Origin of the sequence: Kitasatospora sp. NPDC048722, from assembly GCF_040650235.1 — a bacterium.
Classification (GTDB): Bacteria; Actinomycetota; Actinomycetes; order Streptomycetales; family Streptomycetaceae; genus Kitasatospora.
In genome coordinates this window covers 1-25,550 of the sequence record NZ_JBEZGX010000031.1, presented here as the reverse complement: position 1 = coordinate 25,550, position 25,550 = coordinate 1, and the positions used below count along the sequence as shown (strand labels likewise).

At 72.6% G+C, this 25,550-nt stretch carries 31 protein-coding genes and 1 pseudogene; 15 read left to right on the top strand and 17 right to left on the bottom strand.

Features of this window, described 5'->3' with window-relative positions:
* Positions 1-115: 115 nt before the first annotated feature.
* Positions 116-391: a hypothetical protein gene (locus AB0C76_RS22765; RefSeq protein ID WP_359968305.1), complete on the top strand. Its 276-nt coding sequence runs from the start codon at positions 116-118 to the stop codon at positions 389-391.
* A 66-nt stretch (positions 392-457) separates the two neighbouring features.
* On the opposite strand, the gene AB0C76_RS22760 is transcribed toward AB0C76_RS22765, so the two are convergent.
* Complete coding sequence (locus AB0C76_RS22760; RefSeq protein ID WP_359968302.1) at positions 458-1,402, bottom strand: pentapeptide repeat-containing protein; 945 nt, start codon at positions 1,400-1,402, stop codon at positions 458-460.
* A 144-nt stretch (positions 1,403-1,546) separates the two neighbouring features.
* Here AB0C76_RS22760 and AB0C76_RS22755 point away from each other — a divergent pair, with 144 nt between their 5' ends.
* Entirely contained in the window at positions 1,547-2,224 is a 678-nt protein-coding gene (locus AB0C76_RS22755) for a GNAT family N-acetyltransferase (RefSeq protein ID WP_359968300.1), read from the top strand.
* On the opposite strand, the gene AB0C76_RS22750 is transcribed toward AB0C76_RS22755, so the two are convergent.
* A complete protein-coding gene (locus tag AB0C76_RS22750) occupies positions 2,215-3,003 on the bottom strand; it encodes an SGNH/GDSL hydrolase family protein (protein WP_359968297.1) in 789 nt (262 codons plus the stop codon). The two genes, AB0C76_RS22755 and AB0C76_RS22750, sit on opposite strands and share 10 nt — an antisense overlap.
* Positions 3,004-3,264: 261 nt before the next feature.
* Positions 3,265-3,615, bottom strand: a pseudogene (locus AB0C76_RS22745) (helix-turn-helix domain-containing protein); the annotation flags it as partial.
* 104 nt (positions 3,616-3,719) lie between these two features.
* Between AB0C76_RS22745 and AB0C76_RS22740 the strand changes: the two are divergent.
* Entirely contained in the window at positions 3,720-4,934 is a 1,215-nt protein-coding gene (locus AB0C76_RS22740) for a pyridoxal phosphate-dependent aminotransferase (RefSeq protein ID WP_359968294.1), read from the top strand.
* Between the two features lie 17 nt (positions 4,935-4,951).
* The gene (locus tag AB0C76_RS22735) at positions 4,952-5,284 is read left to right on the top strand and encodes a YnfA family protein (RefSeq protein ID WP_359968291.1); all 333 of its coding nucleotides are present in this window, start codon (positions 4,952-4,954) and stop codon (positions 5,282-5,284) included.
* Positions 5,285-5,344: 60 nt separating this feature from the next.
* On the opposite strand, the gene AB0C76_RS22730 is transcribed toward AB0C76_RS22735, so the two are convergent.
* The 3 genes from AB0C76_RS22730 to AB0C76_RS22720 all read right to left on the bottom strand — a co-directional run bounded on the left by AB0C76_RS22730 (position 5,345) and on the right by AB0C76_RS22720 (position 7,955).
* Complete coding sequence (locus tag AB0C76_RS22730) at positions 5,345-7,012, bottom strand: metallophosphoesterase family protein (RefSeq protein ID WP_359968288.1); 1,668 nt, start codon at positions 7,010-7,012, stop codon at positions 5,345-5,347.
* 168 nt (positions 7,013-7,180) lie between these two features.
* A complete protein-coding gene (locus AB0C76_RS22725; RefSeq protein ID WP_359968286.1) occupies positions 7,181-7,435 on the bottom strand; it encodes a hypothetical protein in 255 nt (84 codons plus the stop codon).
* A 115-nt stretch (positions 7,436-7,550) separates the two neighbouring features.
* Positions 7,551-7,955, bottom strand: coding sequence for a (2Fe-2S) ferredoxin domain-containing protein (locus tag AB0C76_RS22720; protein WP_359968283.1), 405 nt, complete (start codon positions 7,953-7,955; stop codon positions 7,551-7,553).
* Positions 7,956-8,068: 113 nt separating this feature from the next.
* Between AB0C76_RS22720 and AB0C76_RS22715 the strand changes: the two genes are divergently transcribed.
* A complete protein-coding gene (locus tag AB0C76_RS22715) occupies positions 8,069-8,416 on the top strand; it encodes a metalloregulator ArsR/SmtB family transcription factor (RefSeq protein ID WP_359968280.1) in 348 nt (115 codons plus the stop codon).
* On the top strand, positions 8,413-8,958 hold the full coding sequence (locus tag AB0C76_RS22710; RefSeq protein WP_359968277.1) for a S26 family signal peptidase: 546 nt from the start codon (positions 8,413-8,415) through the stop codon (positions 8,956-8,958). The genes AB0C76_RS22715 and AB0C76_RS22710 overlap by 4 nt, the downstream gene beginning before the upstream one ends.
* Before the next feature lie 67 nt (positions 8,959-9,025).
* On the opposite strand, the gene AB0C76_RS22705 is transcribed toward AB0C76_RS22710, so the two are convergent.
* Positions 9,026-10,681: an FAD-binding dehydrogenase gene (locus AB0C76_RS22705; protein ID WP_359968275.1), complete on the bottom strand. Its 1,656-nt coding sequence runs from the start codon at positions 10,679-10,681 to the stop codon at positions 9,026-9,028.
* A 336-nt stretch (positions 10,682-11,017) separates the two neighbouring features.
* Here AB0C76_RS22705 and AB0C76_RS22700 point away from each other — a divergent pair, with 336 nt between their 5' ends.
* Complete coding sequence (locus tag AB0C76_RS22700) at positions 11,018-11,968, top strand: SGNH/GDSL hydrolase family protein (RefSeq protein WP_359968272.1); 951 nt, start codon at positions 11,018-11,020, stop codon at positions 11,966-11,968.
* Positions 11,969-12,034: 66 nt separating this feature from the next.
* On the opposite strand, the gene AB0C76_RS22695 is transcribed toward AB0C76_RS22700, so the two are convergent.
* Entirely contained in the window at positions 12,035-13,153 is a 1,119-nt protein-coding gene (locus AB0C76_RS22695) for a HoxN/HupN/NixA family nickel/cobalt transporter (RefSeq protein ID WP_359968269.1), read from the bottom strand.
* A 268-nt stretch (positions 13,154-13,421) separates the two neighbouring features.
* On the opposite strand from AB0C76_RS22695, the gene AB0C76_RS22690 reads away from it, so the two are divergent.
* The 4 genes from AB0C76_RS22690 (at position 13,422) to AB0C76_RS22675 (ending at position 17,059) form a co-directional block, all read left to right on the top strand.
* Positions 13,422-15,284 (top strand): CocE/NonD family hydrolase, encoded by a 1,863-nt coding sequence (locus tag AB0C76_RS22690; RefSeq protein WP_359968266.1) that lies wholly within the window; start codon positions 13,422-13,424, stop codon positions 15,282-15,284.
* A 47-nt stretch (positions 15,285-15,331) separates the two neighbouring features.
* The gene (locus AB0C76_RS22685; protein ID WP_359968263.1) at positions 15,332-16,024 is read left to right on the top strand and encodes an aspartate/glutamate racemase family protein; all 693 of its coding nucleotides are present in this window, start codon (positions 15,332-15,334) and stop codon (positions 16,022-16,024) included.
* Positions 16,025-16,082: 58 nt separating this feature from the next.
* Positions 16,083-16,319: a restriction endonuclease gene (locus AB0C76_RS22680; RefSeq protein ID WP_359968260.1), complete on the top strand. Its 237-nt coding sequence runs from the start codon at positions 16,083-16,085 to the stop codon at positions 16,317-16,319.
* A 98-nt stretch (positions 16,320-16,417) separates the two neighbouring features.
* Positions 16,418-17,059, top strand: coding sequence for a class I SAM-dependent methyltransferase (locus AB0C76_RS22675; protein ID WP_359968257.1), 642 nt, complete (start codon positions 16,418-16,420; stop codon positions 17,057-17,059).
* Here AB0C76_RS22675 and AB0C76_RS22670 read toward each other — a convergent pair.
* From AB0C76_RS22670 to AB0C76_RS22655, 4 genes are read right to left on the bottom strand one after another with little or no spacing between them, the layout of a single operon-like run.
* On the bottom strand, positions 16,995-17,315 hold the full coding sequence (locus tag AB0C76_RS22670) for a hypothetical protein (RefSeq protein ID WP_359968254.1): 321 nt from the start codon (positions 17,313-17,315) through the stop codon (positions 16,995-16,997). The two genes, AB0C76_RS22675 and AB0C76_RS22670, sit on opposite strands and share 65 nt — an antisense overlap.
* A 53-nt stretch (positions 17,316-17,368) precedes the next feature.
* Positions 17,369-17,533 (bottom strand): hypothetical protein, encoded by a 165-nt coding sequence (locus AB0C76_RS22665; RefSeq protein ID WP_359968251.1) that lies wholly within the window; start codon positions 17,531-17,533, stop codon positions 17,369-17,371.
* Positions 17,521-17,787 (bottom strand): hypothetical protein, encoded by a 267-nt coding sequence (locus tag AB0C76_RS22660; protein WP_359968248.1) that lies wholly within the window; start codon positions 17,785-17,787, stop codon positions 17,521-17,523. Before AB0C76_RS22660 ends, AB0C76_RS22665 begins: the two co-directional genes overlap by 13 nt.
* Complete coding sequence (locus AB0C76_RS22655; protein ID WP_359968245.1) at positions 17,784-18,152, bottom strand: ATP-binding protein; 369 nt, start codon at positions 18,150-18,152, stop codon at positions 17,784-17,786. Before AB0C76_RS22655 ends, AB0C76_RS22660 begins: the two co-directional genes overlap by 4 nt.
* 276 nt (positions 18,153-18,428) lie before the next feature.
* On the opposite strand from AB0C76_RS22655, the gene AB0C76_RS22650 reads away from it, so the two are divergent.
* Both AB0C76_RS22650 and AB0C76_RS22645 read left to right on the top strand, forming a co-directional pair.
* On the top strand, positions 18,429-19,277 hold the full coding sequence (locus AB0C76_RS22650) for a helix-turn-helix transcriptional regulator (RefSeq protein WP_359968243.1): 849 nt from the start codon (positions 18,429-18,431) through the stop codon (positions 19,275-19,277).
* Positions 19,278-19,294: 17 nt separating this feature from the next.
* Positions 19,295-19,486, top strand: a complete 192-nt coding sequence (locus tag AB0C76_RS22645; RefSeq protein WP_359968240.1) for a DUF397 domain-containing protein — start codon at positions 19,295-19,297, stop codon at positions 19,484-19,486.
* Positions 19,487-19,562: 76 nt separating this feature from the next.
* Here AB0C76_RS22645 and AB0C76_RS22640 read toward each other — a convergent pair whose 3' ends face one another.
* Together AB0C76_RS22640 and AB0C76_RS22635 are read right to left on the bottom strand one after the other, a co-directional pair.
* On the bottom strand, positions 19,563-20,201 hold the full coding sequence (locus AB0C76_RS22640) for a tetratricopeptide repeat protein (protein ID WP_359968237.1): 639 nt from the start codon (positions 20,199-20,201) through the stop codon (positions 19,563-19,565).
* 14 nt (positions 20,202-20,215) lie between these two features.
* A complete protein-coding gene (locus AB0C76_RS22635; protein WP_359968234.1) occupies positions 20,216-20,536 on the bottom strand; it encodes a cupin domain-containing protein in 321 nt (106 codons plus the stop codon).
* Between the two features lie 137 nt (positions 20,537-20,673).
* Here AB0C76_RS22635 and AB0C76_RS22630 point away from each other — a divergent pair, with 137 nt between their 5' ends.
* Positions 20,674-21,516, top strand: coding sequence for a hypothetical protein (locus AB0C76_RS22630; protein ID WP_359968231.1), 843 nt, complete (start codon positions 20,674-20,676; stop codon positions 21,514-21,516).
* A 97-nt stretch (positions 21,517-21,613) separates the two neighbouring features.
* On the opposite strand, the gene AB0C76_RS22625 is transcribed toward AB0C76_RS22630, so the two are convergent.
* Complete coding sequence (locus tag AB0C76_RS22625) at positions 21,614-22,465, bottom strand: helix-turn-helix transcriptional regulator (protein ID WP_359968228.1); 852 nt, start codon at positions 22,463-22,465, stop codon at positions 21,614-21,616.
* A gap of 103 nt (positions 22,466-22,568) precedes the next feature.
* Between AB0C76_RS22625 and AB0C76_RS22620 the strand changes: the two genes are divergently transcribed.
* On the top strand, positions 22,569-23,303 hold the full coding sequence (locus tag AB0C76_RS22620; RefSeq protein WP_359968226.1) for an SDR family NAD(P)-dependent oxidoreductase: 735 nt from the start codon (positions 22,569-22,571) through the stop codon (positions 23,301-23,303).
* Between the two features lie 4 nt (positions 23,304-23,307).
* Here the strand turns inward: AB0C76_RS22620 and AB0C76_RS22615 are convergent, their stop codons facing one another.
* Both AB0C76_RS22615 and AB0C76_RS22610 read right to left on the bottom strand, forming a co-directional pair.
* Positions 23,308-23,955: an HAD family hydrolase gene (locus AB0C76_RS22615; RefSeq protein ID WP_359968223.1), complete on the bottom strand. Its 648-nt coding sequence runs from the start codon at positions 23,953-23,955 to the stop codon at positions 23,308-23,310.
* Positions 23,952-25,373: a S1 RNA-binding domain-containing protein gene (locus tag AB0C76_RS22610; RefSeq protein ID WP_359968220.1), complete on the bottom strand. Its 1,422-nt coding sequence runs from the start codon at positions 25,371-25,373 to the stop codon at positions 23,952-23,954. Before AB0C76_RS22610 ends, AB0C76_RS22615 begins: the two co-directional genes overlap by 4 nt.
* Positions 25,374-25,550: the final 177 nt, after the last annotated feature.

Below are 25,550 nucleotides of genomic sequence, written 5' to 3'. Positions count from 1 at the left end.
GCACACTGGACCACCAGCATAGCTGAACTCGGTAAAGAATCTACTTGGGTAAGAATCGTTCCCTGGTTGCATCCCGAGGGTTGAGTGTCACGGGCGCACGGCAAGGTGGGATCGCATGCGGGACGAGAGAGCGGCCGGCCGAGGCGCCGTACCGGCTGGACCGCGCGGAGTTCGGCAGGCTGCCGGTCGCGGGCGCCGACGCGCCGCACGACCGGCACCCGACGACCACTTCCTCTACGCCCGCGCCGCCGCGGCGGCGCAGGGCGGGACGGGGCGGGCGGCGCACGAGGCCGTCACCGGCGAGGAGTGGGACCTCCCGACCCGGTACGACTACGAGTCGCACTCCAACGCCGAGGGCCGGCCGGACCTGGAGCGCCCGGTCGAGGCGTGAACCGCCGGGCCCGCCGGCCGCACCGCGCCCGGCGGTCGAGCGGCGCCAGCGGCCCCCGCGTCGCCGCTAGCGGCGACGCGGCCGTCCGCCGCCGGCACGGCTTCCACCGCGGGGCTTGCGCGGGGCGGCCTGCCGGGAAGCCGGGGCGACCGGGGCCGTGTCGGGCCAGTGGACCGGGCGGGTCAGGCCGGCGGGGAGGCGGGTGGTCGCGTCGCCGCGGGCGGCGTTGAGCTGGGCCTGGGTGAGGAAGAGGGCCTCGGTGAGGTCGGCGCCCGCCAGGTTGGCATCGCGCAGGTCGGCGCCGATCAGGTCGGCGAGCCGCAGGTCGGCCCCGCCCAGGTCGGCGGCGACCAGCAACGCCCCGCGCAGGTTCGCGCCGCGCAGGTCGGCGCCGCGCAGCCGGGCACCGAAGAGGTCGGCGCCGCGGTGCTCGCGGCGGCGCGGGACGGCGGCGCGGACGTGCTCGCTCGCCCGCAGCAACAGTTCGCTGACGCGCTGCCGGTGCGCGTTCACGTCGACGGCGAGGACCTCCCGCGGAGTGCCGCCGGCGAGCCGGTCGGTGGCCTCCAGGGCCTCCCGCAACTCGGCGTGGACGGCACGGGCGGCGTCGAAGCCGAGCGCCTCGCCGAGGTACGCCATGAGCTCGTGCAACTGCCGCACGACCGGAAAGACCTCGAACATCTCCCGCGCGCTTCCCGGCTCCTCCCGCCAGCTACGCCCGCCGTACGTGACCTGCGAGACGCGCTGGCCGGCGCCGAAGCAGTCGTAGACGGTGCAGCCCTGGAAGCCGGTGTCGCGCAGGCGCGCGTGGATCCCGCAGGTGAAGTCGGTCCGAAGATTGCGACACGGCGTGCCGGCGGCCTTGTCGACCGCGAAGTCGGCGCCCGCGGCGAACGGGAGGGCGACGCAGCAGAGCCCGAAGCAGCTGGTGCAGTCGGACCGGAGTTCGACCGGGAGGGATCCGCCGCCCGCCTCGTCGCGCTCAACGGTTCGCTCGCCGCGCTCACTCACGTCTTGTCGCCCTTCCGGCCTGGGGACACCGAATCGTTCCGGTGTGTCGAACCCGCCAAGCCTACTTCGCCCCTGGCCTCACCCCTCCCCCGCATGTAAGGTATGCAGCACCATTTCATCTATTACCAAAGAGGAGGTGGGTCGATGCAGGACCGGGACCCGGACACCACCGAACTCGTCCGCCGCTGGATCTCCGGCTGGGTCGTCTCCCGGGGCGCCGCCGAACCCGCCGCCGAGCCGTGGGGCTGGAGCATCGACGTCGGGGCCCCGACCGGCGAGGTCGCGCGACACGTGCTGCCGCGCCCCGCCGAGGACGACGTCCGCAAGATCGCCGGAGCCACGACGGCCCCGGGCACCTGGCTCAAGCTGTTCGCGGAGGACGACACCGTCCGCCCCTGGCTGGGGCCCGAGTGGCGGCTGGACGTGCCCGGCTTCCTGATGAGCCTGCCGCTCGGCGACGCCGGGCGCCCCGCGCCGCCGACGGGCTACACCGTCACCACGTGGATCCGCGGCGGCGTCGTCCGCGCGCTGGTCCGCACCTCGGCCGGCCACCTCGCCGCCCGGGGGCAGGCGGGGCTGGCGGGCCCGGTCGCCGTGCCGGACCAGATCGTCACGTCCCCCGACCACCGCCGCCGGGGCCTCGGCAGCGTCGTGATGGGCACGCTCCAGCACGCCGCCCGCGAGGCCGGCGCCGAACAGGCCGTCCTGGTCGGCACCACCGACGGCCGCGCGCTGTACTCGGCGCTCGGCTGGACGGTCCACTCCCCGATGGCGAGCCTCGTCCTGGAGCCGGAGGCGCGAGCGGGCGGCGGTCAGCGGTAGGGCAGCAGCTCCGGCCGCTTGGGCGGGCGGCCGTCACCGGAGGAGCGGCCGGTGAGGCGGCGGCCGATCCACGGGCCGAGGTGGGAGCCGATCCAGCGGGCGTCGGCGCCGAGCTTCTGGGCGCGGCCGCGCGGGGCGGCGGGCGGCAGCGGGGCGCGCCAGTCGAAGCCGGCGGGGCGGCCGAGCGCCTCCAGGACGGCAGCGGCGACCCTGCGGTGCCCCTCGGGCGAGAGGTGCAGGCGGTCCTCGGCCCAGAGCCGACGGTCGTCGAAGCAGGGCGCGGAGAAGAGGTCGACCACGGCGATGCCGTCGTCCTGGCCGAGCTCGTGCACGAAGGCCTTCATCCGCAGGATCGCGGGCAGCAGCCGGGCACCGCCGGCCATCCTGCGGCTCGGGTCGGTACTGGTGAACATGACCACGGTGGCGCCCGTGGCCCGCAGTCCGGTGGCGCAGCGGCCGAGCAGCCGCTCGACCCCGGCGATGTCGCAGCCGGGACGCAGCACGTCGTTGAAGCCGCCGGCGAGGGTGACGAGGTCGGCGCCCATCCCGGCGGCGACCGCGAGCTGTTCGTCGTGGATCTGGCCGATGAGCTTGCCACGGACGGCGAGGTTGGCGTAGCGGAAGGCGTCGGCGCCGGGCGCTTCGCCCAGTTCGTCCGCGAGCGCGGCGGCGACCCGGTCGGCCCAGCCGCGGTAGTGGCCGTCGGGCAGGAGGTCGTCGCACATGCCTTCGGTGAAGGAGTCCCCGATGGCGACGTAACTGCGGTACGTGGTGGGCACGGGCGCTCTCCGCTCTCCTCCGACTGCTCCGTGGTCCGACGATCGTACGCGCGGACCGGAGCGGCGTGATCCGCCGCCCCCGCCCCGCTCATCGCGCACCGATCGGGCGTTTGTCGCCGCCCCTCATCCTGGGCGCACGGGCGGCGGCCGGCCACGGGTGTGTCGACCGCCGTTCCCCCGTCAGCCCGCGACGACCGCACCGTCCGCGACGACCGCGCCGTCCACGACAGCCTCCACCAGGGCCTTCGGCGCCCCCGTGACCCAGTGCTCCCGCACCGCGTCCGTCGGCCGCTGCTCGCCGAGGGCCGGCAGGCCCCACTCGCCCAACGCCTCGATGACGCGCCGCAGTTCACGGCCGCGCCCGGTGAGCTCGTAGACCGTGGCACTGGCGGGCGGTTCGAGCCGGCGGCGCAGCACGAGGCCCTCGCCCTCCAGCTGCTTGAGCCGCGCGGCGAGGATGTCGGTGGAGACGCCGGGCAGGTCGGCGTGCAGGTCGGTGTAGCGGCGCGGGCCGCGGAGGAGTTCACGGACGATCAGGAGACTCCAGCGCTCCCCCACCGCGTCCAGGGCGCGGGCGACGGCGCAGTACTGGTCGTAGCTTCGGCGTGACATGTGGATCAGCATAGCCAAAAGGTTGGACTTTCCAAGTGCTTACTTGGTAGAACAAAGCTGCAGAGCGCGAACGGGGTGTGACCGTAACGGTCGGGAGGCCGCAGATGGAGTTTCGGCAGTCCAGCAAGCTGAATGACGTGTGCTACGAGATCCGCGGCCCGGTGGTCGACCAGGCCAACGCGCTGGAGGAGGCCGGGCACAGCGTCCTGCGGCTGAACACCGGCAACCCGGCGCCGTTCGGCTTCGAGGCGCCCGAGGAGATCGTCCAGGACATCATCCGCAACCTCCCGAAGGCGCACGGGTACAGCGACTCGCGCGGCATCCTGCCGGCCCGCCGCGCGGTCGTGCAGTACTACCAGCAGCGCGGGGTGGAGGGGGTCGACGTCAACGACGTCTACCTCGGCAACGGCGTCTCCGAGCTGATCCAGATGGCCGTCACGGCGCTCGTCGACGACGGCGACGAGGTGCTCGTCCCGATGCCGGACTACCCGCTGTGGACGGCCGTCGTGCGGCTGGCCGGCGGCAAGGCCGTCCACTACCTGTGCGACGAGGGCGCCGACTGGTACCCGAGCCTGGAGGACATCGCCGCCAAGATCACCGCCCGCACCAAGGCGATCGTGGTCATCAACCCCAACAACCCGACCGGCGCGGTGTACCCGAAGGAGCTCCTGGAGGGCATCCTCGACCTCGCCCGGCGCCACCAGCTGATGGTCCTGGCCGACGAGATCTACGACAAGATCCTCTACGACGACACCGAGCACCACTGCCTGGCCGCGCTCGCGGACGACGTCCTCACCCTCACGTTCAACGGCCTGTCCAAGTCCTACCGGGTGGCCGGCTTCCGCAGCGGCTGGCTGGTCGTCTCCGGGCCCAAGCAGCACGCCACGGACTACCTGGAGGGCCTGACGATGCTCTCCGGCATGCGGCTGTGCCCCAACGTGCCCGCGCAGTTCGCCGTCCAGGCCGCGCTCGGCGGCCACCAGTCCATCAACGACCTCGTGCTGCCCGGCGGCCGGCTCACCGAACAGCGGGACGTCGCGTACAAGGCGCTCAACGAGATCCCGGGCGTGAGCTGCGTCAAGCCCAAGGGCGCGCTGTACGCGTTCGCCCGGCTGGACCCGGCGGTGCACAAGATCGTCGACGACGAGCAGTTCGTGCTGGACCTGCTGCTCCGCGAGAAGATCCACGTCGTCCAGGGCACCGGCTTCAACTGGCCCCGCCCGGACCACTTCCGCTTCGTCACCCTCCCCCGGGCCGACGACCTGGAGACGGCGATCAACCGCATCGGGCGCTTCCTCGCGACGTACCGGCAGGTCTGAGCCCCTAGGCTCGACGCATGACCGTCCTGCGCTCCGTCGCCCTGTTCGCCCTCGCCGCGCTCGCCGAGATCGGCGGCTGCTGGCTCGTGTGGCAGAGCGTGCGCGAGCAACGGCCGTGGTGGCTGGCGGGCGTGGGCGTCGTGGCGCTCGGCGCGTACGGGTTCGTCGCCGCGCTCCAGCCGGACGGCACCTTCGGCCGCGTCCTGGCCGCGTACGGCGGGGTGTTCGTGGCCGGCTCCCTGCTGTGGGGCGTGGCCGTGGACGGCTTCCGGCCGACCCGCCACGACGTGATCGGCGCACTGGTCTGCCTGGCCGGGGTCGGCGTGATCATGTACGGGCCCCGGCGCTGAGGAACCGCTCCCGGAGGGGAGCGTCTCCTCGGCGCCGGGGCCCTGTGCCGCCGCCGGGGCCTACCAGCCCCAGCCGCCGCCCTCGCCGTCGTCGTCCGCGCCGGAGTCCCAGCCCTCGCCGACGGCCCGCAGGATCGTGAAGTCGTCGATCTGCGCGCCCGTCTCGGACAGCGCGGTGACCCTCATCGACGACTTGTGGCCCAGCCGGGCCGGGGTCACGTCGACCTTGATGAAGGAGTAGTTGGTGAACCGGACCCGGGACCACTCGACGGTCTCGGTCACCTTCGCGCCGCCCTTGGCGAAGTAGTACGACTGGACGGCGTCGACGCGGTTCTCGTGCCCCTCGTAGGTGTCCGGGACGCCGAACTTGTACAGGCTGCGGCCCGCCGCGCCCGCCGTCACGTACACCACGCCGTCCTTGGCCGGCTCGACGGTGGCGCCGCTCGGCACCTGCTTCGAGACCTTGTTGCCGAGGATCGCGTCGGTGCGCTCGTACACGTGGTTGTGACCGTTGATGACCAGGTCCACCCGGTACTTCTCGAACAGCGGCACCCAGGCCTCGCGGACGCCGCCCTCGGAGGCGTGCGCGGTGGTGGTGGAGAAGGCGCAGTGGTGGAAGAAGACCACGATGAAGTCGACGGTCTCGTCGCTGCGCAGGTCCTTGAGGGTGCGGGCCAGCCACGTGGTCTGCCTGCCGGCCGAGATGCCCAGGTTGACCGGGATCTCGTAGGAGACGTCGTTGGCGTCCAGCGAGATGACGCCGACGTTCTTGTAGCGGAAGCTGTAGACGCCCGGGACGACGCGCGGGTCCGGCCCGTTGTCCGGCAGGTAGAAGCGGGCGTTGTCGCCGCCGTAGCCGTTGGGCGAGTACCAGGCCTCCATGTCGTGGTTGCCGTACGACACCATCCACGGCACCTTGGCGGCAACGGTCTCGGTCTGGGCCAGGAAGGCGTCCCAGGTCTTCGCGTCGTACGCGTCCTTGTCCGCGTCCCGGCCGGAGCCCTTCGGGTCCGCGTAGCAGATGTCGCCGGCGTGCAGGTGGAAGGCCGGGTTCTGGGCCAGGATGACGTGGTCGTTGCCCTCGGCGTGCTTGCTGACGCCCTGGTCGCCGAACGCGGTGAAGGTGAACGGCTCGTACACCTTGCCCCAGCGATGGTCGCGGGAGGGCGCGGTGCGGAAGGTGTTCAGCGTGGAGATCTGCTGCTGCGAGGCCGGGTCGAAGCCCTGGTGGCCCACGCCGTAGTAGTACGTGGTGTCCGGCTCCAGGTCCTCCAGCGCCACGTGGAGGTAGTACTGGTCCACCGCCTGACTGCCGGGGATCAGGGCGGGGGTGTGCAGCGCCCGCACCTCGGCCTGGACCTTGTGGCCGAGGTCCCACGGGTGCTTGCCGAAGCGCAGGAACGGCTTCTTGACCGGCACCGGCACCTGCCACGAGATGCGGAACTGGGTGTCCGGCTCGGCGCCGAACTGGAGGTGACGCCCGGTCGGCGCGACCACCGCACCGTCGATCCCGTCCGTCGTGCCGCCCGTCAGCAGCTGCGGGGTGGCCGGCGCCGCGAACGCGGTACCGCCGCCCAGGGCACCGCCCACCGCGACCGCGCCGACCGTGACGGCACCGGCGCGCAGCATCCGGCGACGGGAGAATCGGGCCCGCAGGTACTCGTGCTGCTCGGCCATGCTCATGCGTTCGGCGAGCTCGGCCGGCACGCCCATGTGAGGGATATCCATGCGCCGGACTCTTCCAGCGGCGGGTTGCCCGCGCGCGGACGCGCGGTGAACGGGCCACCGACCGGATACCACACGGACGCCAACAGCAGGTCAAGGCCAGGCAAAGGCGACGTGCTCGCGCCGGATCACGACCCGCCGTCCGCACGGGGCGTGACCCCGCGTCCGGCCTCAGCCGGACGGCTCGTCCCAGCTCGTGGCGGCGCGGTTGCCCGTGCCGTCGCAGGTGCGGCAGACCTCGTCGCGGTAGGCGTGCTTGGCACCGGTCGCGTCCACCCGGTAGCGGACGTACACCCCGGTGCCGTCGCACAGGAAGCAGTTGCCGCCCCCGCCGCCGACCTCCGTCGTCCCGGTGCCCTGGCAGGTGCGGCAGCTGAGACCGGCGGTGCGGCCGGTGCCCGCGCAGATGCGGCAGACCGTGGTCATCGTCTTCCTCCCTGGGCGGATCCGCTCGGAGCCACCGGTCATGCTAGTCGGGCCAGTTGACCCCATGTGAGACTTGAGTGCGCACGACCGGGGCGGCTGCGTCACGACGCGGGAGTCACTCCGGCAGTCCCTCGCGGATCCGGCGCGAGACCGCGACCTCCTGCAGGTCGAGCAGGCCGGGCGGATCGGCCAGGCCGGGGCCGCCCGCGTGCACCCACGCGGCGATCTCGTCGATCATGTCGTCGGCCAGCACCCAGCCGAGCCAGACCGGCCGGCCCCCGGCCGCGCGCCCCTCGCCGGACGGGCCGACCACGACCACGTTCGAATGCGTGCAGGCGTCCAGGCACTTGACCGCCCGCACCCGGCCCGCCGACCCGACCGCCGCCCGCAGCCGCTCGTACTGCCCCGCGTGGTCCACGCCCGGGTGCTTCTGCTCGGTGCCGCAGCAGCACCCGCGGCAGACCGTGACGGTCACCGGGGAGGCGGCGGCCCGCGGGCGGTCGCGGTCTCGGCGGCTCATGGGTTCGGCTTCTCCTCTGGTCGGCGGCCCGTTCGGCCTCCGCAGCGTACCCGCACGGTTCCGGCCCACCGGCGGGTGCCGTCCGCCGTCGGGCGGTCCGTAGGATGCCCCCCATGGGACATGCGACCGCCGACAGCGCCGTACCGCGGATGCGCCTGGACGCGTCCAACGCGGCCAAGGTGGCCACCACCCTCCAGGCCCTGGCCACCCCGTCCCGCCTGCTGATCCTCGGCCGGCTGCGCGAGGGCCCGATGGCCGCCACCGAACTCGCCGAGGCCGTCGGCCTGGAACAGTCCGCGTGCTCGCACCAGCTGCGGCTGCTGCGCAACCTCGGCCTGGTCGTCGGCGAGCGCCGCGGCCGCTCCGTCGTCTACTCGCTGCACGACGACCACGTGGCCGCGCTGCTGGACCAGGCCGTCTACCACGTCGACCACCTGCGCCTGGGGCTCGCCGACCGGTGACGGCGAAACGGCGCCTCCGGGTGTGGACCGCGGCCGGGGCGGCGGGGCTGCTGGCGGCGGCCCTCGGCCTGGCGGTGCTCCTCACCGGTTACTCGCTGAACACCCTCGACGACGACACCCTCCTCACCGACCGGGTCCGGGCCTCGGAGGTGCAGCGCGGCGAGCTCCACCTCCTGGGCACCCCGCCGGCGACGGACCACGTCCTGCTCGAACGGGTCATGGCCCTCGGCGGGGACCGGATCACCTGCCGGGCCGGGCACGTCACGCTCAACGGGCGCCCGGTGTCGGGCACGTGCTCGCGCGAGGTCGACGTCGACGTCCCCTCCGGGAAGGCCCTCGTCGAGGACCGGCAGGGCACCGCGACCGTGGACCTGGCCCAGCTCGGCGACCGGGTGGTCTGGCACACCGGAAAGGCCCCCGAAACCCCGCCGCTGCCGGGCAAGTTGACGGGAGCATTGATCTGGATCGGCATCGGAGCGGCCGCCGCGGTCCTCGCCGCCGTCGAGCTCGCCCGACGGAAGCCCGCGCCGGCCAGGGTCTGACGCGACTGCGCCGCCACTGCCGGAGCACTTCCACCCCGTCGCCTCCGCCGCCACCGCCGGAGCACTCCTACGCCGTCGCCTCGGCCGCCGCGCGGCCTGCCGCGCGACCCGAGAACAGGCAGCCGCCGAGGAACGTCCCCTCCAGCGAGCGGTAGCCGTGCACGCCCCCGCCGCCGAAGCCCGCCGCCTCGCCCGCCGCGTACAGGCCCGGGAGCACCTCGCCGTCCGGCCGCAGGACGCGTGCGGCGAGGTCGGTCTCCAGGCCGCCGAGGGACTTGCGCGTCAGGACGGTGAGGCGCACGGCGATCAGCGGGGCCGCGGACGGGTCGAGGATGCGGTGCGGGGCGGCGGTGCGCACCAGGCGGTCGCCGAGGTAGCGGCGGGCGCCGTGGATCGCCGTGACCTGGAGGTCCTTGGCGAAGGGGTTGGCCAGCTGCCGGTCGCGGTCCTCGACGGTGCGGCGCAGCTCGTCCGGGTCGATCAGCGGCCGCCGGGTCCTGGCGTTCATGCCGCGGGCGAGGTCGGGGAGGTTGCCGGCGACGACGAAGTCGGGCCCGTGCCGCAGGTGGCCCTTGACCGGGCCGGGGGCGCCGGGCAGGGCGCGGCCGAGCACGCCGCGCACCGACCGCCCGGTCAGGTCCGGGTTCTGTTCGGAGCCGGAGAGGGTGAACTCCTTCTCGATGATGCGCTGGTTGAGGACGAACCAGGTGTGCTCGTGCCCGGTCGTCATGATGTGTTCGAGCGTCCCGAGGGTGTCGAAGCCGGGGAACAGCGGCACGGGCAGCCGGCGGCCGGTCGCGTCGAGCCAGAGCGAGGACGGGCCGGGCAGGATGCGGATGCCGTGCCGGGCCCAGATGGGGTCCCAGTTCTCGATGCCCTCGGTGTAGTGCCACATCCGGTCGCCGTTGATCAGGCTGGCCCCGGCGGCGCCGGCGATGCCGAGCATCAGGCCGTCGACGTGCGCGGGCACGCCGGAGAGCAGCCGCGCGGGCGGGGTTCCGAGCCGGGCGGGCCAGGCCTTGCGGACGAGTTCGTGGTTGCCGCCGATGCCGCCGGAGGTCACGATCACGGCCTGGGCGCGCAGTTCGAACCGTCCGGCGACGTCCCGCGAGCTGGCCTCGCCGCGGGCGGCCGCGCTGGGCTCCAGCACCTCCCCGGTGACGGTGTCGGTGACGCCGGCGGTGGCCGCGAGCCCGGTGACGCGGTGGCGGAACCTCAGGTCGACGAGCCCGCGGGCGGCCGCGGCGCGCACCCTGCGGACGAAGGGTTCGAGCAGCCCCGGCCCGGTGCCCCAGGTGATGTGGAAGCGGGGCACCGAGTTGCCCGGCCCGTCGGCGAGGTAGCCGCCGCGCTCGGCCCAGCCCACCACGGGGAAGAACCGCACGCCCATCCCGTGCAGCCAGGCCCGCTTCTCGCCGGCCGCGAAGTCGACGTAGGCCTCGGCCCAGCGGCGCGGCCAGGCGTCCTCGGGCCGGTCGAAGCCCGCCGTGCCGAACCAGTCCTGCACCGCGAGGGCGTGCGAGTCGCGGATCCGCATCCGGCGCTGCTCGGGGGAGTCGACCAGGAAGAGGCCGCCGAAGGACCAGTGCGCCTGGCCGCCGAAGGAGGCCGCGGGCTCCTGGTCGAGCAGGATCACCTTCCGTCCGGCGTCGGTGAGTTCGGCGGTGGCGGTGAGACCGGCGAGTCCCGCTCCGATGACGATGACGTCGGCGTCCAGGGCCATTGCGCAGTCCTCCGTCGCGGGGGTGCGGACGACGCGGGGGGACGGGCGCCGTCGCTGTGCGCCCGATACTGCGGCCTGCGGTGACGTCCGGTCAACCGGCGGCGGCCGCAGGTGACAAACAGTCGCACCAATTCCGCTCCGGAGCGTTTCGGAAATACCTTCGATACACAGCGGAGCGTAATTCGAAATGACCTGCCGCCCCATCTGACGCATTTTCGAGAAATTCCCCGCCGAGGATGGACGGGCACGAAACCTGGCAGTAACTTACCTGTGAGTAGCTGTGGCGCCCGGCTGGCACGACCCCCACCTCGTCGTTTCTCTCCCCCAGGAGGAACCGTGCTCCGCCTTGCCCGGAAACAGCCCCGCCGCCCGCGCGTGCGCCGCGTCCGCAATTCCGCGCTCGCCGCCGTCGCCCTCGGCGCCGCGCTCGCGCTCACCTCGACGACCGCCCAGGCGGCCACCCCCGCCCCGAAGCACTACGTGGCGCTCGGCGACTCCTACGCCGCCGGCGCGGGCGTCCCCGGCCAGTCCGCCGGCCTGTGCCTGCGCTCCGACCACAACTACGGACACCTGGTCGCCGCCGCCCTCCACGCGGGCGCCTACACCGACGTCACCTGCGCCGCCGCCAAGGTCAAGAACGTCACCGAGTCCCAGTACGACCTGTTCCTGAAGGTCAACGACCCGCAGCTGGACGCCGTGACCCCCGACGCCGACCTCGTCACCCTCGGCATCGGCGGCAACGACCTCGGCACCAGCGACATCGGCATCGGCGACGTCATCGCCACCTGCATCGCCGGCGCCGTCGTCAACCCGCTCGGCACGCCCTGCCAGGACGTCTACAACCACGGGCACTGGGACTGGAGCAGCTGGAGCTGGCAGTACGGCGAGGACGACCTCGCCGACCGCATCGACGCGGCCCGGCCCCGGCTCGCCGACGCGATCGCCGCGATCCACGCCAAGGCCCCCAAGGCCAAGGTCCTGCTGGTCGGCTACCCGTCCGTGCTGCCGGCCGACGGCTCGTCCTGCGTGCTGCGCCAGCCCATCGCGCCGCGCGACATCCCGTACCTGTACCGGACGCTGAGCAGCCTCAACGCCATGCTCAAGGCCACCGCCGCGACCAGCGGCGCGGTCTACGTCGACACCCGGACGCCGACCGCCGGGCACGACGCCTGCTCGGACGACCGCTGGGTCGAGGGCGCGCTGCCCGGCTCGCCCGCCGTGCCGTTCCACCCGAACGCGACGGGCGAGAAGGCGATGGCCGACGCGGTGCTGGCCGCGCTGCGCTGACCCCGGAACGCCGAAGGGGCGGCGGACCGCACTCCGGTCCGCCGTCCCTTCGTCGCGCTCCGGGGACTACTCCGCCTCGGTGCCGGCCGAGACCAGGCCCGCCGACCACTTCTCCTCGACCTTGCCGAATTTCCAGAACAGGATCGCCCCCGCCCAGGTGACCACGAACAGGCCGACGATCGCGTAGCCGACGAAGTTCAGGTCCAGGGAGCCGATCCAGCCGATCGGGCCGCCGGTGATGTCCAGCTTCTCGCCGAGCAGGCCGATCAGCTCGACCAGGCCGATCACCAGCGCGACCAGGACCGACAGGCCGGTGACGGTCAGGTTGTAGTAGATCTTGCGGACCGGGCGGGAGAACGCCCACTCGTAGGCGAAGTTCATGAACGAACCGTCGATCGTGTCCAGCAGGCTCATCCCGGCCGCGAACAGGATCGGCAGCGTCAGCAGCGCGTACCAGGGCAGCGAGAAGGCCGCCGCGCCGCCCGCCAGCACCAGCAGCGAGACCTCGGTCGCGGTGTCGAAGCCGAGCCCGAACAGCAGACCCACCGGGTACATGTGCCAGGGCTTGGTGACCGCCCGGGTGACCCGGCCGAGGATGCGGTTCATCAGCCCGCGCTTCTCCAGCTGGCGCTCCAGCTCCTCCTCGTCGTACTCGCCGACGCGCATCTTGCGGAACACCTTGAGGATGCCGTTGAAGGCACCCAGGTTGATCAGGCCGAGCAGCAGCAGGAAGGTCCCCGAGACGGTGGTGCCGATCAGGCCCGTCATCCTGTGCAGCGTCGAGTCGTCCGCCTCGACCTGGTCCGCGAGCGAGCGGATGCCGAAGGCCAGCAGGGCGCAGAGGCCGAAGACGATCGAGGAGTGGCCGAGCGAGAACCAGAAGCCGACCGACAGCGGCCGCTTGCCCTGGCCCATGAGCTTGCGGGTGGTGTTGTCGATCGCCGCGATGTGGTCCGCGTCGAAGGCGTGCCGCATGCCGAGGGTGTAGGCGGTGAGGCCCATGCCGGCCCCGAAGACCTGGCCGCCGACGTCGTAGTGCTCGGGCGCGACCAGCGCCAGCAGCGTGAACCAGCCGATCACGTGCAGCGCGAGGATGAAGCCGCCCATGCCGGCCAGGCGGATCCACTCCTCACGGGTGAGCCGGTGCCACCATCTGACGGACGGGGCTGCGACGGGGCTGGCCATTGCTGTGATCCTTTCGGGGGAATGGAGTGCGGGGACATCCTTCCCTCGACGGGGAGGCAGTTGCAACCCATTCGCAAGTACTGAAGCACTGCGGACACAAACACGGGCCGGTGGGCCCCGAACACGCCGGGTGAAGGTGGTGCAAGTCCGGGCCTTCACCACTGCGCCCGATTCATCAGGAAATCGGCCCACTCCTCCCCTAGGGTCGGAATGCCGGCACGCACACCCCCGTCGGCGTTCACCGGCCCGGGACCCGATGGGAGCGGCAATGCCGTCGTACCCCTTCCACACCACCCGCGAGGACGTCCGCATCCCCCTGCCCGACGGCACCGAGCTGTCCGCCCGCGTGTGGCGGCCGGTCAGCGACGAACCCGTCCCCGCCCTCCTGGAGTACTCCACCGGACGGCTCACCGACTGGTCCGCCGCCGACGACGCCCGCCGCCACCCCTGGTACGCCGGCCACGGCTACGCCGCCGTGCGGGTCGACGCCCGCGGCCACGGCAACTCCGGCGGCCTGCCCGTCACCCCCGGCGACGACCGGGACCTCGCCGACGGCACCGCCGTGATCGCCTGGCTCGCCGCCCGCCACTGGTGCAGCGGCCGGGTCGGGCTGCTCGGCGTCGGCGCGGCGGGCACCACGGCCCTGCAGCTCGCCGCGCGCTCCCCCGGGACCGTCCGCGCCGTCGTCACCGCCTGCCCCGAGGGCGGCCACCGACTCGGCGGCGCCGTCCTCGCCGCCGACCTCCACGCCCGGCTCACCGCCCTCGTCGCCTCCGCCGCCCGGCCGCCGGACCCCCGCCACGTCGGCGACGCCTGGCGCCCGCAGTGGCTGGCCCGGCTCGAATCCCTGGAACCGCCCGCCGAACGCTGGCTCGCCGCCGGGGAGACGTCCGTCCCGGTCTCCGCCCCCGCGCTCGCGATCGCCGGCTGGGGCGACCCGTCCTGCTCGTTCGTCCTGCGCCTGCTCGCCACCTCCCCCGAGGCCCGCGCCCTGGTCGGCCCCTGGCCGCACGGCCTGCCCGAGGACACCCTCCCCGAGACCCTCCGCTGGTGGGACCACTGGCTGCGCGACATCGACACCGGCGTCCGCAGGGAACCCGCCCTGCGCAGCCTGCTCGGCACCCGGTGGGTCGGCGACGAGGTCTGGCCCTCCCCCGACGTCCGCGAGATCCACTACGGCCTCGACAGTCAGCTCCAGACCGCCGGCACCACCTCCGACGACCGCTACGTCCACGTCCACTCGCCCCAGCACACCGGCCTCAACGCGGGCGCCTACGTCCCGCTCGGCCGGCCCGCCGACCGGGCACCGGACCAGCGCGAGGAGGACGGGCGCTCGGTCTGCTTCGACTCCCGGCCACAGCCCGAGCCCGTCGAGATCCTCGGCATCCCGTCCGTCCGGCTGCGACTGCGCGAGGACGGGCGGCCGGCGCTGGTCGTCGCGCGGCTGTGCGCGGTCGGGCCGGACGGCACGTCGGAGCTGATCACCCGGGGCGTACTGGTGACCTCGGGCACGGCCGACGTCACCGTCGAACTGGCCGCCTGCGCGTTCGCCCTCCCGGCCGGGCACCGACTGCGGCTCGCGCTCTCGTCCGCGTACTGGCCGTGGGTGTGGCCCGCCCCCGATGGCGCCGGGTACGCCGTCGACCCGTCGCACAGCACCCTCACCCTGCCCGTCCGCCACCTCGCCGCCGACGTGGGCGCGACACCCGTCGTCCTGGAGTCCCCGGTGCTGCCCGACCCGCTCCCCGTCCACCTCACCGAGCCGCTCACCGCCCGCCCCGAACGCGTCACCGTCCACGACCTCGGCCGCCACGAGTGGCGCACCGAACTCTCCCCCGCCGCCGACGGCACCCGCACCCAGCCCGACGGCCTCGTCCGCGACGAGCACACGGTGACCGCCTACCGCGTCCTCACCGACGCCCCCCTCAGCGCCCAGGCCCGCACCGACCACACCACCCGCCTGGAACGCCCCGACCTCGGCTGGGACGTCACCCTCCAGACCCGCGCCCAACTCCGCTGCGATGCAACCCACTTCATCAGCATCGTCCAGCTCCGCGCCCTGGAGGCCGGCTCGGTCGTCTTCACGAGGGAGTGGCAGCACCGCGTGCCGCGAGAGACCCCTCAAAGCTAGCCTTATACATTTGCGCCAACTTAGCCCTTGTCTTTATATTTGGCGCCATGAAGACCCTCGGCCTGATCGGCGGCATGAGCTGGGAATCCACCGCCGAGTACTACCGCCTCCTCAACGAACTCACCCGGCAGCGGCTCGGCGGCCTCCACTCGGCGCGACTCGTGCTCTACTCCGTCGACTTCGCCACCGTCGAACGCCTCCAGGCCGAGGGCCGCTGGACCGAGGCCGGCGAACTCCTCGCCGACGCCGCACGCTCCCTGGAGGCGGCCGGTGCCGACCTCCTGCTGATCTGCACCAACACCATGCACAAGGTCGCCGACCAGGTCGCGGCCGCCGTCGACATCCCCCTCCTCCACCTCGCCGACGCCACCGCGAACGCCGTCCGCACCGCCGGCCTGCGCCGGGTCGGGCTGCTGGGCACGGCGTTCACGATGGAACAGGACTTCTACCGCGGCCGGCTCGCATCGAGCGGCGACCTGGACGTCCTCGTCCCGGCCCCGGAGGGCCGCGCCCTCGTGCACCGGGTCATCTACGAGGAGTTGTGCGTCGGCGTCGTCCGCGAGGAGTCGCGCGCCGCGTACCGCCGGGTGATCTCCGACCTGGTCGCGGCGGGCGCCGAGGGCATCATCCTCGGCTGCACCGAGATCGAACTCCTCGTCCACGCCGAGGACAGCCCCGTCCCCGTCTTCCCCACCGCCCGCCTCCACGCCGAAGCGGCGATCGCGGCGGCCCTGACGTAATTCGGCACCCCACCCGATGGAATGATGGTCTGTCAGATGTCGAAGACAGCCTTCGCCCGTGCAGGTGAAGCACACCAAGGCCAATCGCAACACCGGCCCCAGCCCCCTGCGCGAACTGGTCGCGACACTCCGCGAATTCCACAACGCCGATATCGCCCTCGCCATCACCGATGGTGGATTCACCAAAGCCGCGGCGGACGAGGCCCCGGCCATGCGCGTACGCCTGGTCGACAAGAACCGGCTCGAACGGTGGGCCGAGCGCGGCGAGTCGCCGATCGACGTCCTCAGCCGTTGAGCCGGCGGCCTGGAGTCGGGCGGCAAGGGGCGTCACGAAGATCCGGACCTGGCCGAGCGGGTCGCGGAGCACCGAGCGGGAACGCCAGAATGGGGACGGTGGAAGCCCCCTCTCCCAAGTCGTACTGGAACACCAACGTGGCCCGCCACCCGGGCATCCTCCGCGCCGTTCCCATCCCGTGCCGGACGGCGCTGGACGTCGGCTGCGGGGACGGGCTGCTGGCCGTGAAGCTCGCCGAGCGGGCGCACAGGGTCGTCGGTGTCGACAAGTCGCCCGAGATGATCGCCGCCGCCCGCGCGCGGGCGGGCCTCGAATTCCTCACCGGGGACTTCCTGGACATCGAACTCCCCTGCTCCGAGTACGACTTCATCTGCTCGGTGACGACGATCCACCACATGGACTTCGAGGCAGCGCTCATGCGCATGCGCGAACTACTGCGCCCTGGCGGCGTCCTGGTGGTCGTCGGCCTGGCGAGGGAGGAGAGCGTGGCGGACTGGGCGCTGCTCATCGCGGCCGCGCCACTGGTCCGGGCAGTGAAACGCCTGCGCCGCGCGAGCGCCCCGGAGGGCATGCCGGTGGCGGATCCGCCCTTGAGCTACGCCCAGGTACGGTCCGCGGCACGGCGACTGCTCCCCGGAGTGCACTACCGGCGGCACGTATTGCGCCGGTACTCGCTCACGTGGACCAAGCCCGCCGCCCCGCAGCCGGCCATGACGGGCGGCGGCGGTAGGCCCAGGTGACGGCGGCGAGCAGTGGGCCCCACGCGATGAGCGGCGCGTAGCAGGCGACGAGCGCTCCCAGGGCGATGCCGTGCGGCAGCTGCACGGTGTCCGGCCCGCCGAGGGTCGGACCGGAGCGGAGGTGGGGAACGACGGCGTTGAGGGGGTAGTAGACGCAAGCCGCCATCACCAGGGCCGCGCCCGTCGCGGCCGTCACCACCGCGAACCGCGCCGGGACGTTCCTGCCGCCGAGCAACGGCACCCAGCGCGGCAGCACCGGAAGTCGGCTGGGCCGACCTCCTGTGCGGGCGGTGCCGCCCGGCGGGACGGTCAGGGCGTTGGTGCGTGGCGGTGGGCGGGATCGGGGGGCTCGTCGGCGGGGTGGTGGGGCATCCGCAGGACGGCGAGTGCCCCGATTGCGACGACGAAGATGGCGAGCAGCAGGGCGAACCCCAGGAGAATTCGGGCGGTGCCGGGGTGGTTCAGGGCTCCCACGGGCCGTCGGCCCTCTCGTGGTCGAGGAGGAGGCTGAGCAGGTTGAGGACCGTGCTCGTGGGGGCGTTGCCGAAGCGGACGAGGACGCGGCCGTCCACCACGCCGTCGGTCGTGGCGGAGGGCCAGATGAGGCCGAACTTGCGGCCCCGCTCGCAGACTTCGGCCAGGAGCGCCGCGACCTGGGGTTCGGAGTAGCCGCGGGTGCGGGGGTCGGCCGGCGCGATGGGGTGCCGGCGGCCGGGGGTGTCGTTCATGCGGCGGAGTCCAGTTCGAACCAGACGGACTTGCCGGACGAGCGGGCGTCCGTGCCGAAGCGGGTGGTGAGGTGGCGGACGAGCTGGAGGCCCCGGCCGCTCATCTCGTAGGGGTCGGCACTGTTGCGCGGGATGGGCGGCAGCGGGCTGCCGTCGCTCACGGAGACGCGGAGGAGGCGGTCGAGGACGACGACCACGACGACGGGCGCCGGGCTGCCGCCGTGGCGCCAGGCGTTGATGAAGAGTTCGTAGAGCGCCAGTTCGGCGTCCGCGACGCTGTCGGGCTTCCACCCGGCGCGCACCATCGCCTCGCGCAACTCCTCACGCGCGGCGGTCCAGTCTGGGGGGAGTCCAAGGGGGAACACGAAGCGACCTCCGTGGGGCGAAATGGATCACTCGAACCGCATGCCCGCACATGCCTTTTGGGCAACGGCAAGATCACGGAATCGACTGCTTACTCAGAGCATTCGACCCGCTACGCTCAGCATGGCTCCCATGTGGCGCCTGGCGCAAGTCATTCTCTGCATCTTGCATTTATGCATTTCGAACCCGGATTCGGCTGCCTAGACTGCCAGTTGCTGGTAGCGCGCCCACCCGTCTCGCGGGCAGACTGGTCAATCGACAGTTCAGGAGGGGTCCACATGGCGGTCTCGACCGTTCGCCGACGGCGACTCGGCGGCGTGCTGCGGAAACTGCGCGAAGAGCGGAAGCTCACCGCCGAGACGGTCGCCGAAGCCACGGGCATGAGCCAACCCAAGCTCACTCGCATCGAGACGGCCCACACCGCCGCCAAGATCGAGGACGTCATCAAGCTCCTCGACTACTACGAGTGCGAGGACGAGGACTTCCGCGCCGGCCTGATCGCCATCACCAAGGACGGGAGCAAGCGTGGCTGGTGGCTGAGCTACCGCGATGTCATCAATGCGACCGCCAACGACCTGATCCTCCTGGAAGCCGACGCGTCCACCTACAAGACCTACGAGCCGGCCTTCATCCCCGGGTTGCTCCAGACGCCCGAATACGCCCGGATCGTCATCGACCGGCTCCGGATCCGATCAGGTGGGACCGTCGAGGACCTCGTCCAGGTCCGGATGGCGCGTCAATCCATCCTCACGCGCCCGGACCCGGTGCAGCTCTGGGCCGTCATCCACGAGGCCGCGCTCTGCTCGAACGCGAATCGCCCGGACATCATGGTGCCGCAGCTGGAGCGGCTGTTGACTTTCAGTCGCCTGTCCAACGTCAACATCCAGGTCATGCCGATCGGCGCAGCAGTCCACCCCGGAATGAGCGGGGCGTTCGCGCTCATGGGGTTCCCGCAGCGGCACGACCTGGACGTCGTCCTGGCCGAAGGTCTTCTCAGCAGCCTATGGGTCGAAGACCCCGCCGATGTGGAGCTCTATCGGGCCAAGTTCCAGGAGATCACGGCGGAGGCGTTGTCCGTCGACTCCTCGCTCGATTTCATCACCGCACAGAGAGACAAAATCAAGTGACTCGTGTCCGTCCCGAGGTGACCTTCAGGAAATCCAGCTACAGCGGAGGAGACGACAACTGCGTCGAGGTGGGTGTTGCGGGCGGGCCGGTCGTCCTCATCCGAGACTCGAAGGATCCCTCGGGACTGGCGCTGGTCTTCGGCCGGGAGGCGCACTCCGCTTTCATCGACGCTGTCGCCGCTGGGGAGTTCGACTTCGGGCTGCTCTGACCCGCCGGGAGCGCCCGGCAGGCTGGGCCTGCCGGGGCTCTCCCCCCGACTCCGAGATTATCCAAACTCCCTTGTCCTACACGGAAGTTGAGCGAAGCTTGAGCTTCGCTTCCGCAATCCAGCGCAGGACGCCGCGCGACTCGGTCTCGGTCGCCAGGTGCTCCGCCTCGGCCAGCGTCGCGGCGGCGTCGCCCTCCCGGCCCTCCTGGGCGGCGAGGTAGGCCAGGCCCACCAGGTTCGCCGCCACGCCCTGGCGGAAGTCCAGCTTGCGGCGCAGGGCGGTGGACTCCTCCAGGTGTGCGCGGGCTTCCGCCAGTCGGCCGGCCATGTGGGCCAGGATTCCCAGGTGGCGCAGGGCGTAGGACCGGATGAGGTCGTCGTCGGCTTCCTCCGCCAGTTCCAGCGCCCGCTCGAAGAACGGGCGCGCAGCCTCGGCGTCCCCGCGCACCACCTGCTGGTACGTGCCGATCCAGAACTGGGCGTCGGCGCGGCCGCGCACGTTCCCCAACGCCTCGTAGAGCTCGCCCGCGCGCGAGAAGAGCGCCAACTCCTCTTCCTCCACCGCCCCTTCCGCGAGGAAGCGCGCATGGAGGTTCCGGCCGCGGGCCATCGCGAGGTCCGCCTCCACCGCGTCGAGACAGCCGTCGGCGGAGGCGATGGCGTCGGTGTCGCCGCCGAAGACAGCACGATCGTAGAGCCGCGCGGCTTGGTTCAAACGTCCGTCCGAGATCATGAGTCGATCGTCCCAGACGAGGGCCGCTCCGGTACCTCGATGATGAGAAGCGTCCCGCGACTGCCCCGGCGCACCGCGTGAACCGCTCCGGCCGGCACCCGGCACAGCTCGCCCTCCGCAACGGTGAACTCCGTTTCTTCCAGCAGCAGTTCCAGCCGCCCTTCCACGACGACCAGCGCCTCCGCCGTGGCGTGGACCTCGGGCGGCAGTGACCGGCCGTCCATCCGCAGCACCTTCACCGCCGCCGTCCCGATCTCGGCGAGGACCGCCGACTCCCAGGCCTTCGGCAAGGACGAAGCGGTGTGGACCAGGTTCATGGCATGCCTCCCGGCGGCACGCCCGGCCGTGGAGGCAGGCGTCCGCGCTGTCGCGTTCGGTGGATGTCCAGGACGCTACGCGAGCTGCGCCGGGAATTGGTCGACCGTTCGGTAAAACCTGCGAGTAGGCTCCCGGCATGACGGACGAGGTCGGCGCGCGGGCGCTCTACGAGGCACTGCTGGACTACGAGGGCGCGAACCAGTACAAGGAGGTCGTCACCCCTTGGCTCGACCGGGCCCTGCCGGCCGGTTACCGCGAGGAGCTCGCCACCGCAGCCCGCCACCAGCCCTGGTGGGAGGATCCGGACGGGAGCGAACTCAACTGGGAGCTCTACGCGTTGAGCCGCGTGAGCGACTACCTCCTGCTGGACGACGCCCAGACGTGGCAGGAGTACCTCGGCTTCTTCGCCGCGCTCGGCATGACCCCCATCGAGGACGACGGCGCCTTCGACCCCTTCCACCACGAGATCGTCGAGGTCGACCAGGCCGAGGACCGCGACGCGCCCATCGAGGTGCTCGGCCTGCGCTGGCCCGGGCTGATGCTCGGCGAGCTGCTGTTCAGCCGCGCCGGCGTACGGGTCCGGGCCGGGGCGGCGCACGCGGAGCGCGGGGTCGCCGACGCCTGGCCGATCTACTGGACCTTCCGCCGGCGCCACCGCCCGACCGTCGACCTCTCGCAGGGCTGGGGCAGCAACTCCCAGTGGCGCACCGAGCTGCGCCTCGACTACCGGACGGCCGACGGCGACCACCTCAACGTCGCGGAGTGCGTGCCGATCGACGGCCACCCGGACCTCCCCGCGGACCACCCGAAGAACCTCGGCGAGGACGAGCGCCTGCTCACCCCCGCCGAGCGCCGCGAACTGCTGCGCCACCGCACCTTCCTGCGCACCCCGGCGGCCGCCGACGCCCTGGCGCGGCCCGAGCAGTGGAAGCGGGACTTCCTCCCCTTCGAGTGGCGCATGCCGGCCGGCGACAACTGAGGCCCGGACCATGTCCGGTCATCCGCTTCCGTGAGCGCCCCCGTGGGCCGGTTCACCGGTGCGCCACCCGCCGGCGTCCCCCAGGCCCCGCAAGCGACTACCGCACCGCCAGGTCCTGGTTCCCGACCACCTTGAGCAGCCGCAGCGCCTCGTGCGAGGGTGTGCCGGGCGCGGCGGTGTACAGGATGATCCACTGGTCGCGCTTCGGGTCGTGCAGCGCCTCGCAGTCGAGGTCGAGCGGGCCCACGACCGGGTGCAGGATGCGTTTGTGGTTCGAGCGGCTGACCGAGACGTCCTTCTGCGCCCAGAGCTCACGGAACTCGGCGCTGGCCGCCAGCAGGCGGTCGACCAGGTCGCGGACCCCGGTGTCGCCGGGGTAGCGGGCCTTCGCCGCCCGCAGGTCGGCGACCGCGCCGCGGCTGAACTGCTCGAGCCCGGCCGGGTCGTGGCGGGCTCGGGTCGCCGGGTCGGTGTAGAAGCGCCAGATGAGGTTGCGCTCGCCGGGCGGCAGCGCGGAGTAGTCGCCGAGCAGCGCGGCGGCCATGGCGTTCCAGGCGAGCAGGTCGCGGACCGCGCTGCACACCACCGCCGGGGTGTCGTCGAGCCGGTCGAGCAGGTGCAGGACGCCCGCCCTGACCTCCCGGTCGAGGCCCGGCGGAGGGCCGGGCTGCTCGCCGACGAGGTGGAAGAGGTGGGCGCGCTCGTCGTCGGACAGGCGCAGCGCCCGGCCGATCGCCCCGAGCATCTGGCGCGACGGCCGCGGACCGCGGCCCTGTTCGAGGCGGATGTAGTACTCCACCGACATGCCCGCGAGCTGGGCGACCTCCTGGCGGCGCAGGCCCGGGGTGCGGCGGCGCCCGCCGGCCGGCAGGCCGACGTCCGACGGCTGCACGCGCGCCCGCCAGCGCCTCAGGAAGGCGGCGAGCTCCGCCCGGTCGACGTGTTCCACGCCTCCAGTGTGGCCCGCCCGCTCCCCGGCGACCATGGCACTGCCGATACCACCCTCGGCAGTGCTCTCCCGGCGCCGTCCGCGGCGGGCCAGGCTCGATGCCATGACCAAGCGCATCATCCTCATCACCGGCGCCAACAAGGGCGTCGGATTCGCCGCCGCCCGCGAACTGGGCCGGGCCGGCCACACCGTGCTGATCGGCGCCCGTGACCACGAGCGCGGCACCGCGGCCACCGCCGGACTCGCCGCCGAGGGGCTCGACGCCCACTTCGTGCGGCTCGACGTGACCGACGGGGCGTCGATCGGCGCCGCCGCCGAGCAGGTCGAGGCCGAGTACGGCCGGCTCGACACCCTCGTCAACAACGCCGGCATCACCCGCGACTGGCAGCACACGCCCGACCGACTGCCCGTAGCGGCGCTGCGCGAGGTGTACGAGACGAACGTGTTCGGCGTCGTCGCCGTCACCAACGCGCTGCTGCCGCTGCTGCGGAAGTCGTCCGCAGGCTGCGTGTGCAACGTCTCCAGCGGCCTCGCCAGCACGTCGTTCCTCGCCGATCCGGACTCCCCGGTGTGGGAGCACGCGACCCTGCTCGCGTACAACACCTCCAAGGCCGCCCTGAACGCCGTCACGCTCGTCTACGCCCGCGCCCTGCGGGACGCCGGGGTGAAGTTCAGCTCCGTCGAACCCGGTCACTGCGCGACGGACCTGAACCACCACACCGGTTCGCTCACCGCCGAGGAGGGCGGCCGGCGGATCGCCGCGCAGGTGACGGCGGCGGCCGACGGCCCGACCGGCCGCTTCCTGAGCGAGTACGGCACCACCACCCTCCCCTGGTAGCCGCCTAGTGCCGGATCAGCTCGGGCAGCTTCCGCATGTCGTCGAAGACGACCGTGTCCGGCCCGGCCAGGCGCTCCGCCGGGGTGAGCCCGCCTGCGTAGCCGAGGGCGCGCATCCCGGCCGCTCGGGCGGCCCGGACGCCGGGCAGGCTGTCCTCGACGACGACGCACGCGGCCGGGTCGACGCCCATCGAGCGGGCGGCGTGCAGGAAGAGGTCGGGCGCGGGCTTGCCGCGCCCGACCTCGGTGGCGCTGAGGATCCGCCCGGCGAAGTGCTCGTACAGGCCGGTGCGGCCGAGGGTGTGGCGCATCTTGTCGTGCGAGCCGCTGGACGCGACGCAGGTCGGCAGGGTGATGGCGGCGAGCGCCTCGCGGATCCCGGCCACCGGTTCCAACTCGGCGTCCACGGCCTCGGCGTGGAGCTCGGCGAAGCGCTCGCGCCAGCGGTCGGCGGTCGCCGTGCCGAGCCGCTCGGCGACCACCGCGTGGTTGGCGGCCTCGGAGCGACCGATGAAGTGCTCGACCACGTCGGGCAGGGTCAGCGGCCAGCCCAGCTCCGCGCCGAGCCTCATCTGGACGCGGGCGGCGATGACCTCGCTGTCCACGAGGACGCCGTCGCAGTCGAATATCACCAGCTCAATCGGCTTGATCATCCGCTCAGCTTAGGCCGGAGCAGGATGCGGCGCCGGTCGAGGTCCAATTCCTCCAGGACGACGGCGATTTCGTCGCCCTCATCGACCCAGGACGGAACGTCCTCGGCGGGCACCAGGCCGCCCAGTTCCAGGCCGGCGTCGTTGTGCAGGTCGACGAGCGCACCCGGCACGAGGAGCTTGCGGACCACTCCGGTGAACGTCCGCCCGACCGGATCGGTGTCGGCGAACCGCTGCCACGGGTGGGGCAGGAGCGCCTTCATCGACAGGGCGACCTCTTCCCGTTCGAACTCGACGTTCAGCACGAGCGCCTCGAACTCCCGGCCCACCGGCGCGACGTCGTCCACCGAGTCGAAGTGGTTCCAGGACATCTGGGGGACGCGCAGGAAGCCGACGTGGCGTCCGATGTCGCCCTCCAGGTGGACGCGCACGCCGACGTCGAGCAGGCCCGTCGACACCACCCCGCGCACCCGGTCACCGGCCCACAGCGTCCCGAGGTAGGTCCGCAGCCGCTCGGCACGGGTCGGCTGGAGGCGCCACCGGGTGCGCAACACGCCGTCCGGGTCCGGGAGTTCGGCGGACAGCAGCGGATGGCGATCGGCCGGGTCGACGGGGATCAGCGCGGCCCGGCCGTTGCGCACGGACGTGTGCAGCTCGGCGACACGCGCCGGGAAGGAGTCGCCGAGCTGTGGTTCCTCGACGAGCAGCGCGACCGGCCCGCGCCGCTCGATCGCGGCACGGACGGCGTCGGTGTCGGGCGAGAGCGCCGGCCAGACGGCGAGCCGCGCGCGGGGCGTCAGCTTCGCGCGCACGCCGTCAAGGTCCGCGACGGAGGAAATCTCGTACCAGCGGCGGCCGTTGCGGACGTACTGCTCCTCCAGCAACGCCGCCCCCCGGGCCTCGGCCAGCGTGCCGACCTCCGCCCAGAACGCGTCGTCGGCCGGGCGCGCATCGGCCGTCTCGTCCAACTCACTTGCATACGGCGACCGTTCGACCTCGTCGACGTCAAGCCCCAGCGCCCGTACCCGTCCCACGGCGGCACCCGAGAAGGCCCCACCGACGTAGATCTCGCCGTCGTCGCCGACATGGACGAAGAACCCGTCGTCGCCGTCGAGGCGGCACCACGCCCCGTGCCGCAGCACCATCGCGCGCACCAGCGCCAGCCCGGTGGCCAGCGGCACCTCGGCGCCGTCGTGGTAGCCCCGGCGGCGGTAGTCGAAGAGGCCGTGCAGCCCGTTCCCGTTGACTCCCCCGCGGTCCCGGGAGAACGAGAAGAACCCGGTCAGCGTGGGGTTGTCGAGCGTCAGCCGGGTCACCCCGGCGTCGAGCGCGAGGCCGGCGACGGCGGCCGTGCAGGCCTGCGCGTGGCTCTCGCGGGAGTGGTGGTCGAAGGGGCCTTTCAGGCGGAGGACGGGAGGCATGCCGCGCAGTCTAGCCAGCAGGGCCGGCCGGACCGCGCGGCAGGAGCCACCGCCGATCAGCGGTCCGTCAGCTCGTCTGGACGGAGGTGTCGTCGATCACGAAGCTCGTCTGCAGCGAGGCGTCCTCGGTGCCGGTGAACTTCAGCGTGACGCTCTTGCCCGCGTACGCCGACAGGT

Bases quoted from the DNA above. Each gene is read 5' to 3' on its own strand.
- AB0C76_RS22610 (WP_359968220.1), bottom strand. From the start codon at position 25,373: ATGCCTCCCGTCCTCCGCCTGAAAGGCCCCTTCGACCACCACTCCCGC.
- AB0C76_RS22620 (WP_359968226.1), top strand. From the start codon at position 22,569: ATGACCAAGCGCATCATCCTCATCACCGGCGCCAACAAGGGCGTCGGA.
- AB0C76_RS22690 (WP_359968266.1), top strand. From the start codon at position 13,422: ATGCCGTCGTACCCCTTCCACACCACCCGCGAGGACGTCCGCATCCCC.
- AB0C76_RS22740 (WP_359968294.1), top strand. From the start codon at position 3,720: ATGGAGTTTCGGCAGTCCAGCAAGCTGAATGACGTGTGCTACGAGATC.
- AB0C76_RS22615 (WP_359968223.1), bottom strand. From the start codon at position 23,955: ATGATCAAGCCGATTGAGCTGGTGATATTCGACTGCGACGGCGTCCTC.
- AB0C76_RS22705 (WP_359968275.1), bottom strand. From the start codon at position 10,681: ATGGCCCTGGACGCCGACGTCATCGTCATCGGAGCGGGACTCGCCGGT.
- AB0C76_RS22730 (WP_359968288.1), bottom strand. From the start codon at position 7,012: ATGGATATCCCTCACATGGGCGTGCCGGCCGAGCTCGCCGAACGCATG.
- AB0C76_RS22765 (WP_359968305.1), top strand. From the start codon at position 116: ATGCGGGACGAGAGAGCGGCCGGCCGAGGCGCCGTACCGGCTGGACCG.
- AB0C76_RS22755 (WP_359968300.1), top strand. From the start codon at position 1,547: ATGCAGGACCGGGACCCGGACACCACCGAACTCGTCCGCCGCTGGATC.
- AB0C76_RS22720 (WP_359968283.1), bottom strand. From the start codon at position 7,955: ATGAGCCGCCGAGACCGCGACCGCCCGCGGGCCGCCGCCTCCCCGGTG.
- AB0C76_RS22650 (WP_359968243.1), top strand. From the start codon at position 18,429: ATGGCGGTCTCGACCGTTCGCCGACGGCGACTCGGCGGCGTGCTGCGG.
- AB0C76_RS22630 (WP_359968231.1), top strand. From the start codon at position 20,674: ATGACGGACGAGGTCGGCGCGCGGGCGCTCTACGAGGCACTGCTGGAC.
- AB0C76_RS22735 (WP_359968291.1), top strand. From the start codon at position 4,952: ATGACCGTCCTGCGCTCCGTCGCCCTGTTCGCCCTCGCCGCGCTCGCC.
- AB0C76_RS22725 (WP_359968286.1), bottom strand. From the start codon at position 7,435: ATGACCACGGTCTGCCGCATCTGCGCGGGCACCGGCCGCACCGCCGGT.
- AB0C76_RS22685 (WP_359968263.1), top strand. From the start codon at position 15,332: ATGAAGACCCTCGGCCTGATCGGCGGCATGAGCTGGGAATCCACCGCC.
- AB0C76_RS22695 (WP_359968269.1), bottom strand. From the start codon at position 13,153: ATGGCCAGCCCCGTCGCAGCCCCGTCCGTCAGATGGTGGCACCGGCTC.
- AB0C76_RS22635 (WP_359968234.1), bottom strand. From the start codon at position 20,536: ATGAACCTGGTCCACACCGCTTCGTCCTTGCCGAAGGCCTGGGAGTCG.
- AB0C76_RS22715 (WP_359968280.1), top strand. From the start codon at position 8,069: ATGGGACATGCGACCGCCGACAGCGCCGTACCGCGGATGCGCCTGGAC.
- AB0C76_RS22660 (WP_359968248.1), bottom strand. From the start codon at position 17,787: ATGAACGACACCCCCGGCCGCCGGCACCCCATCGCGCCGGCCGACCCC.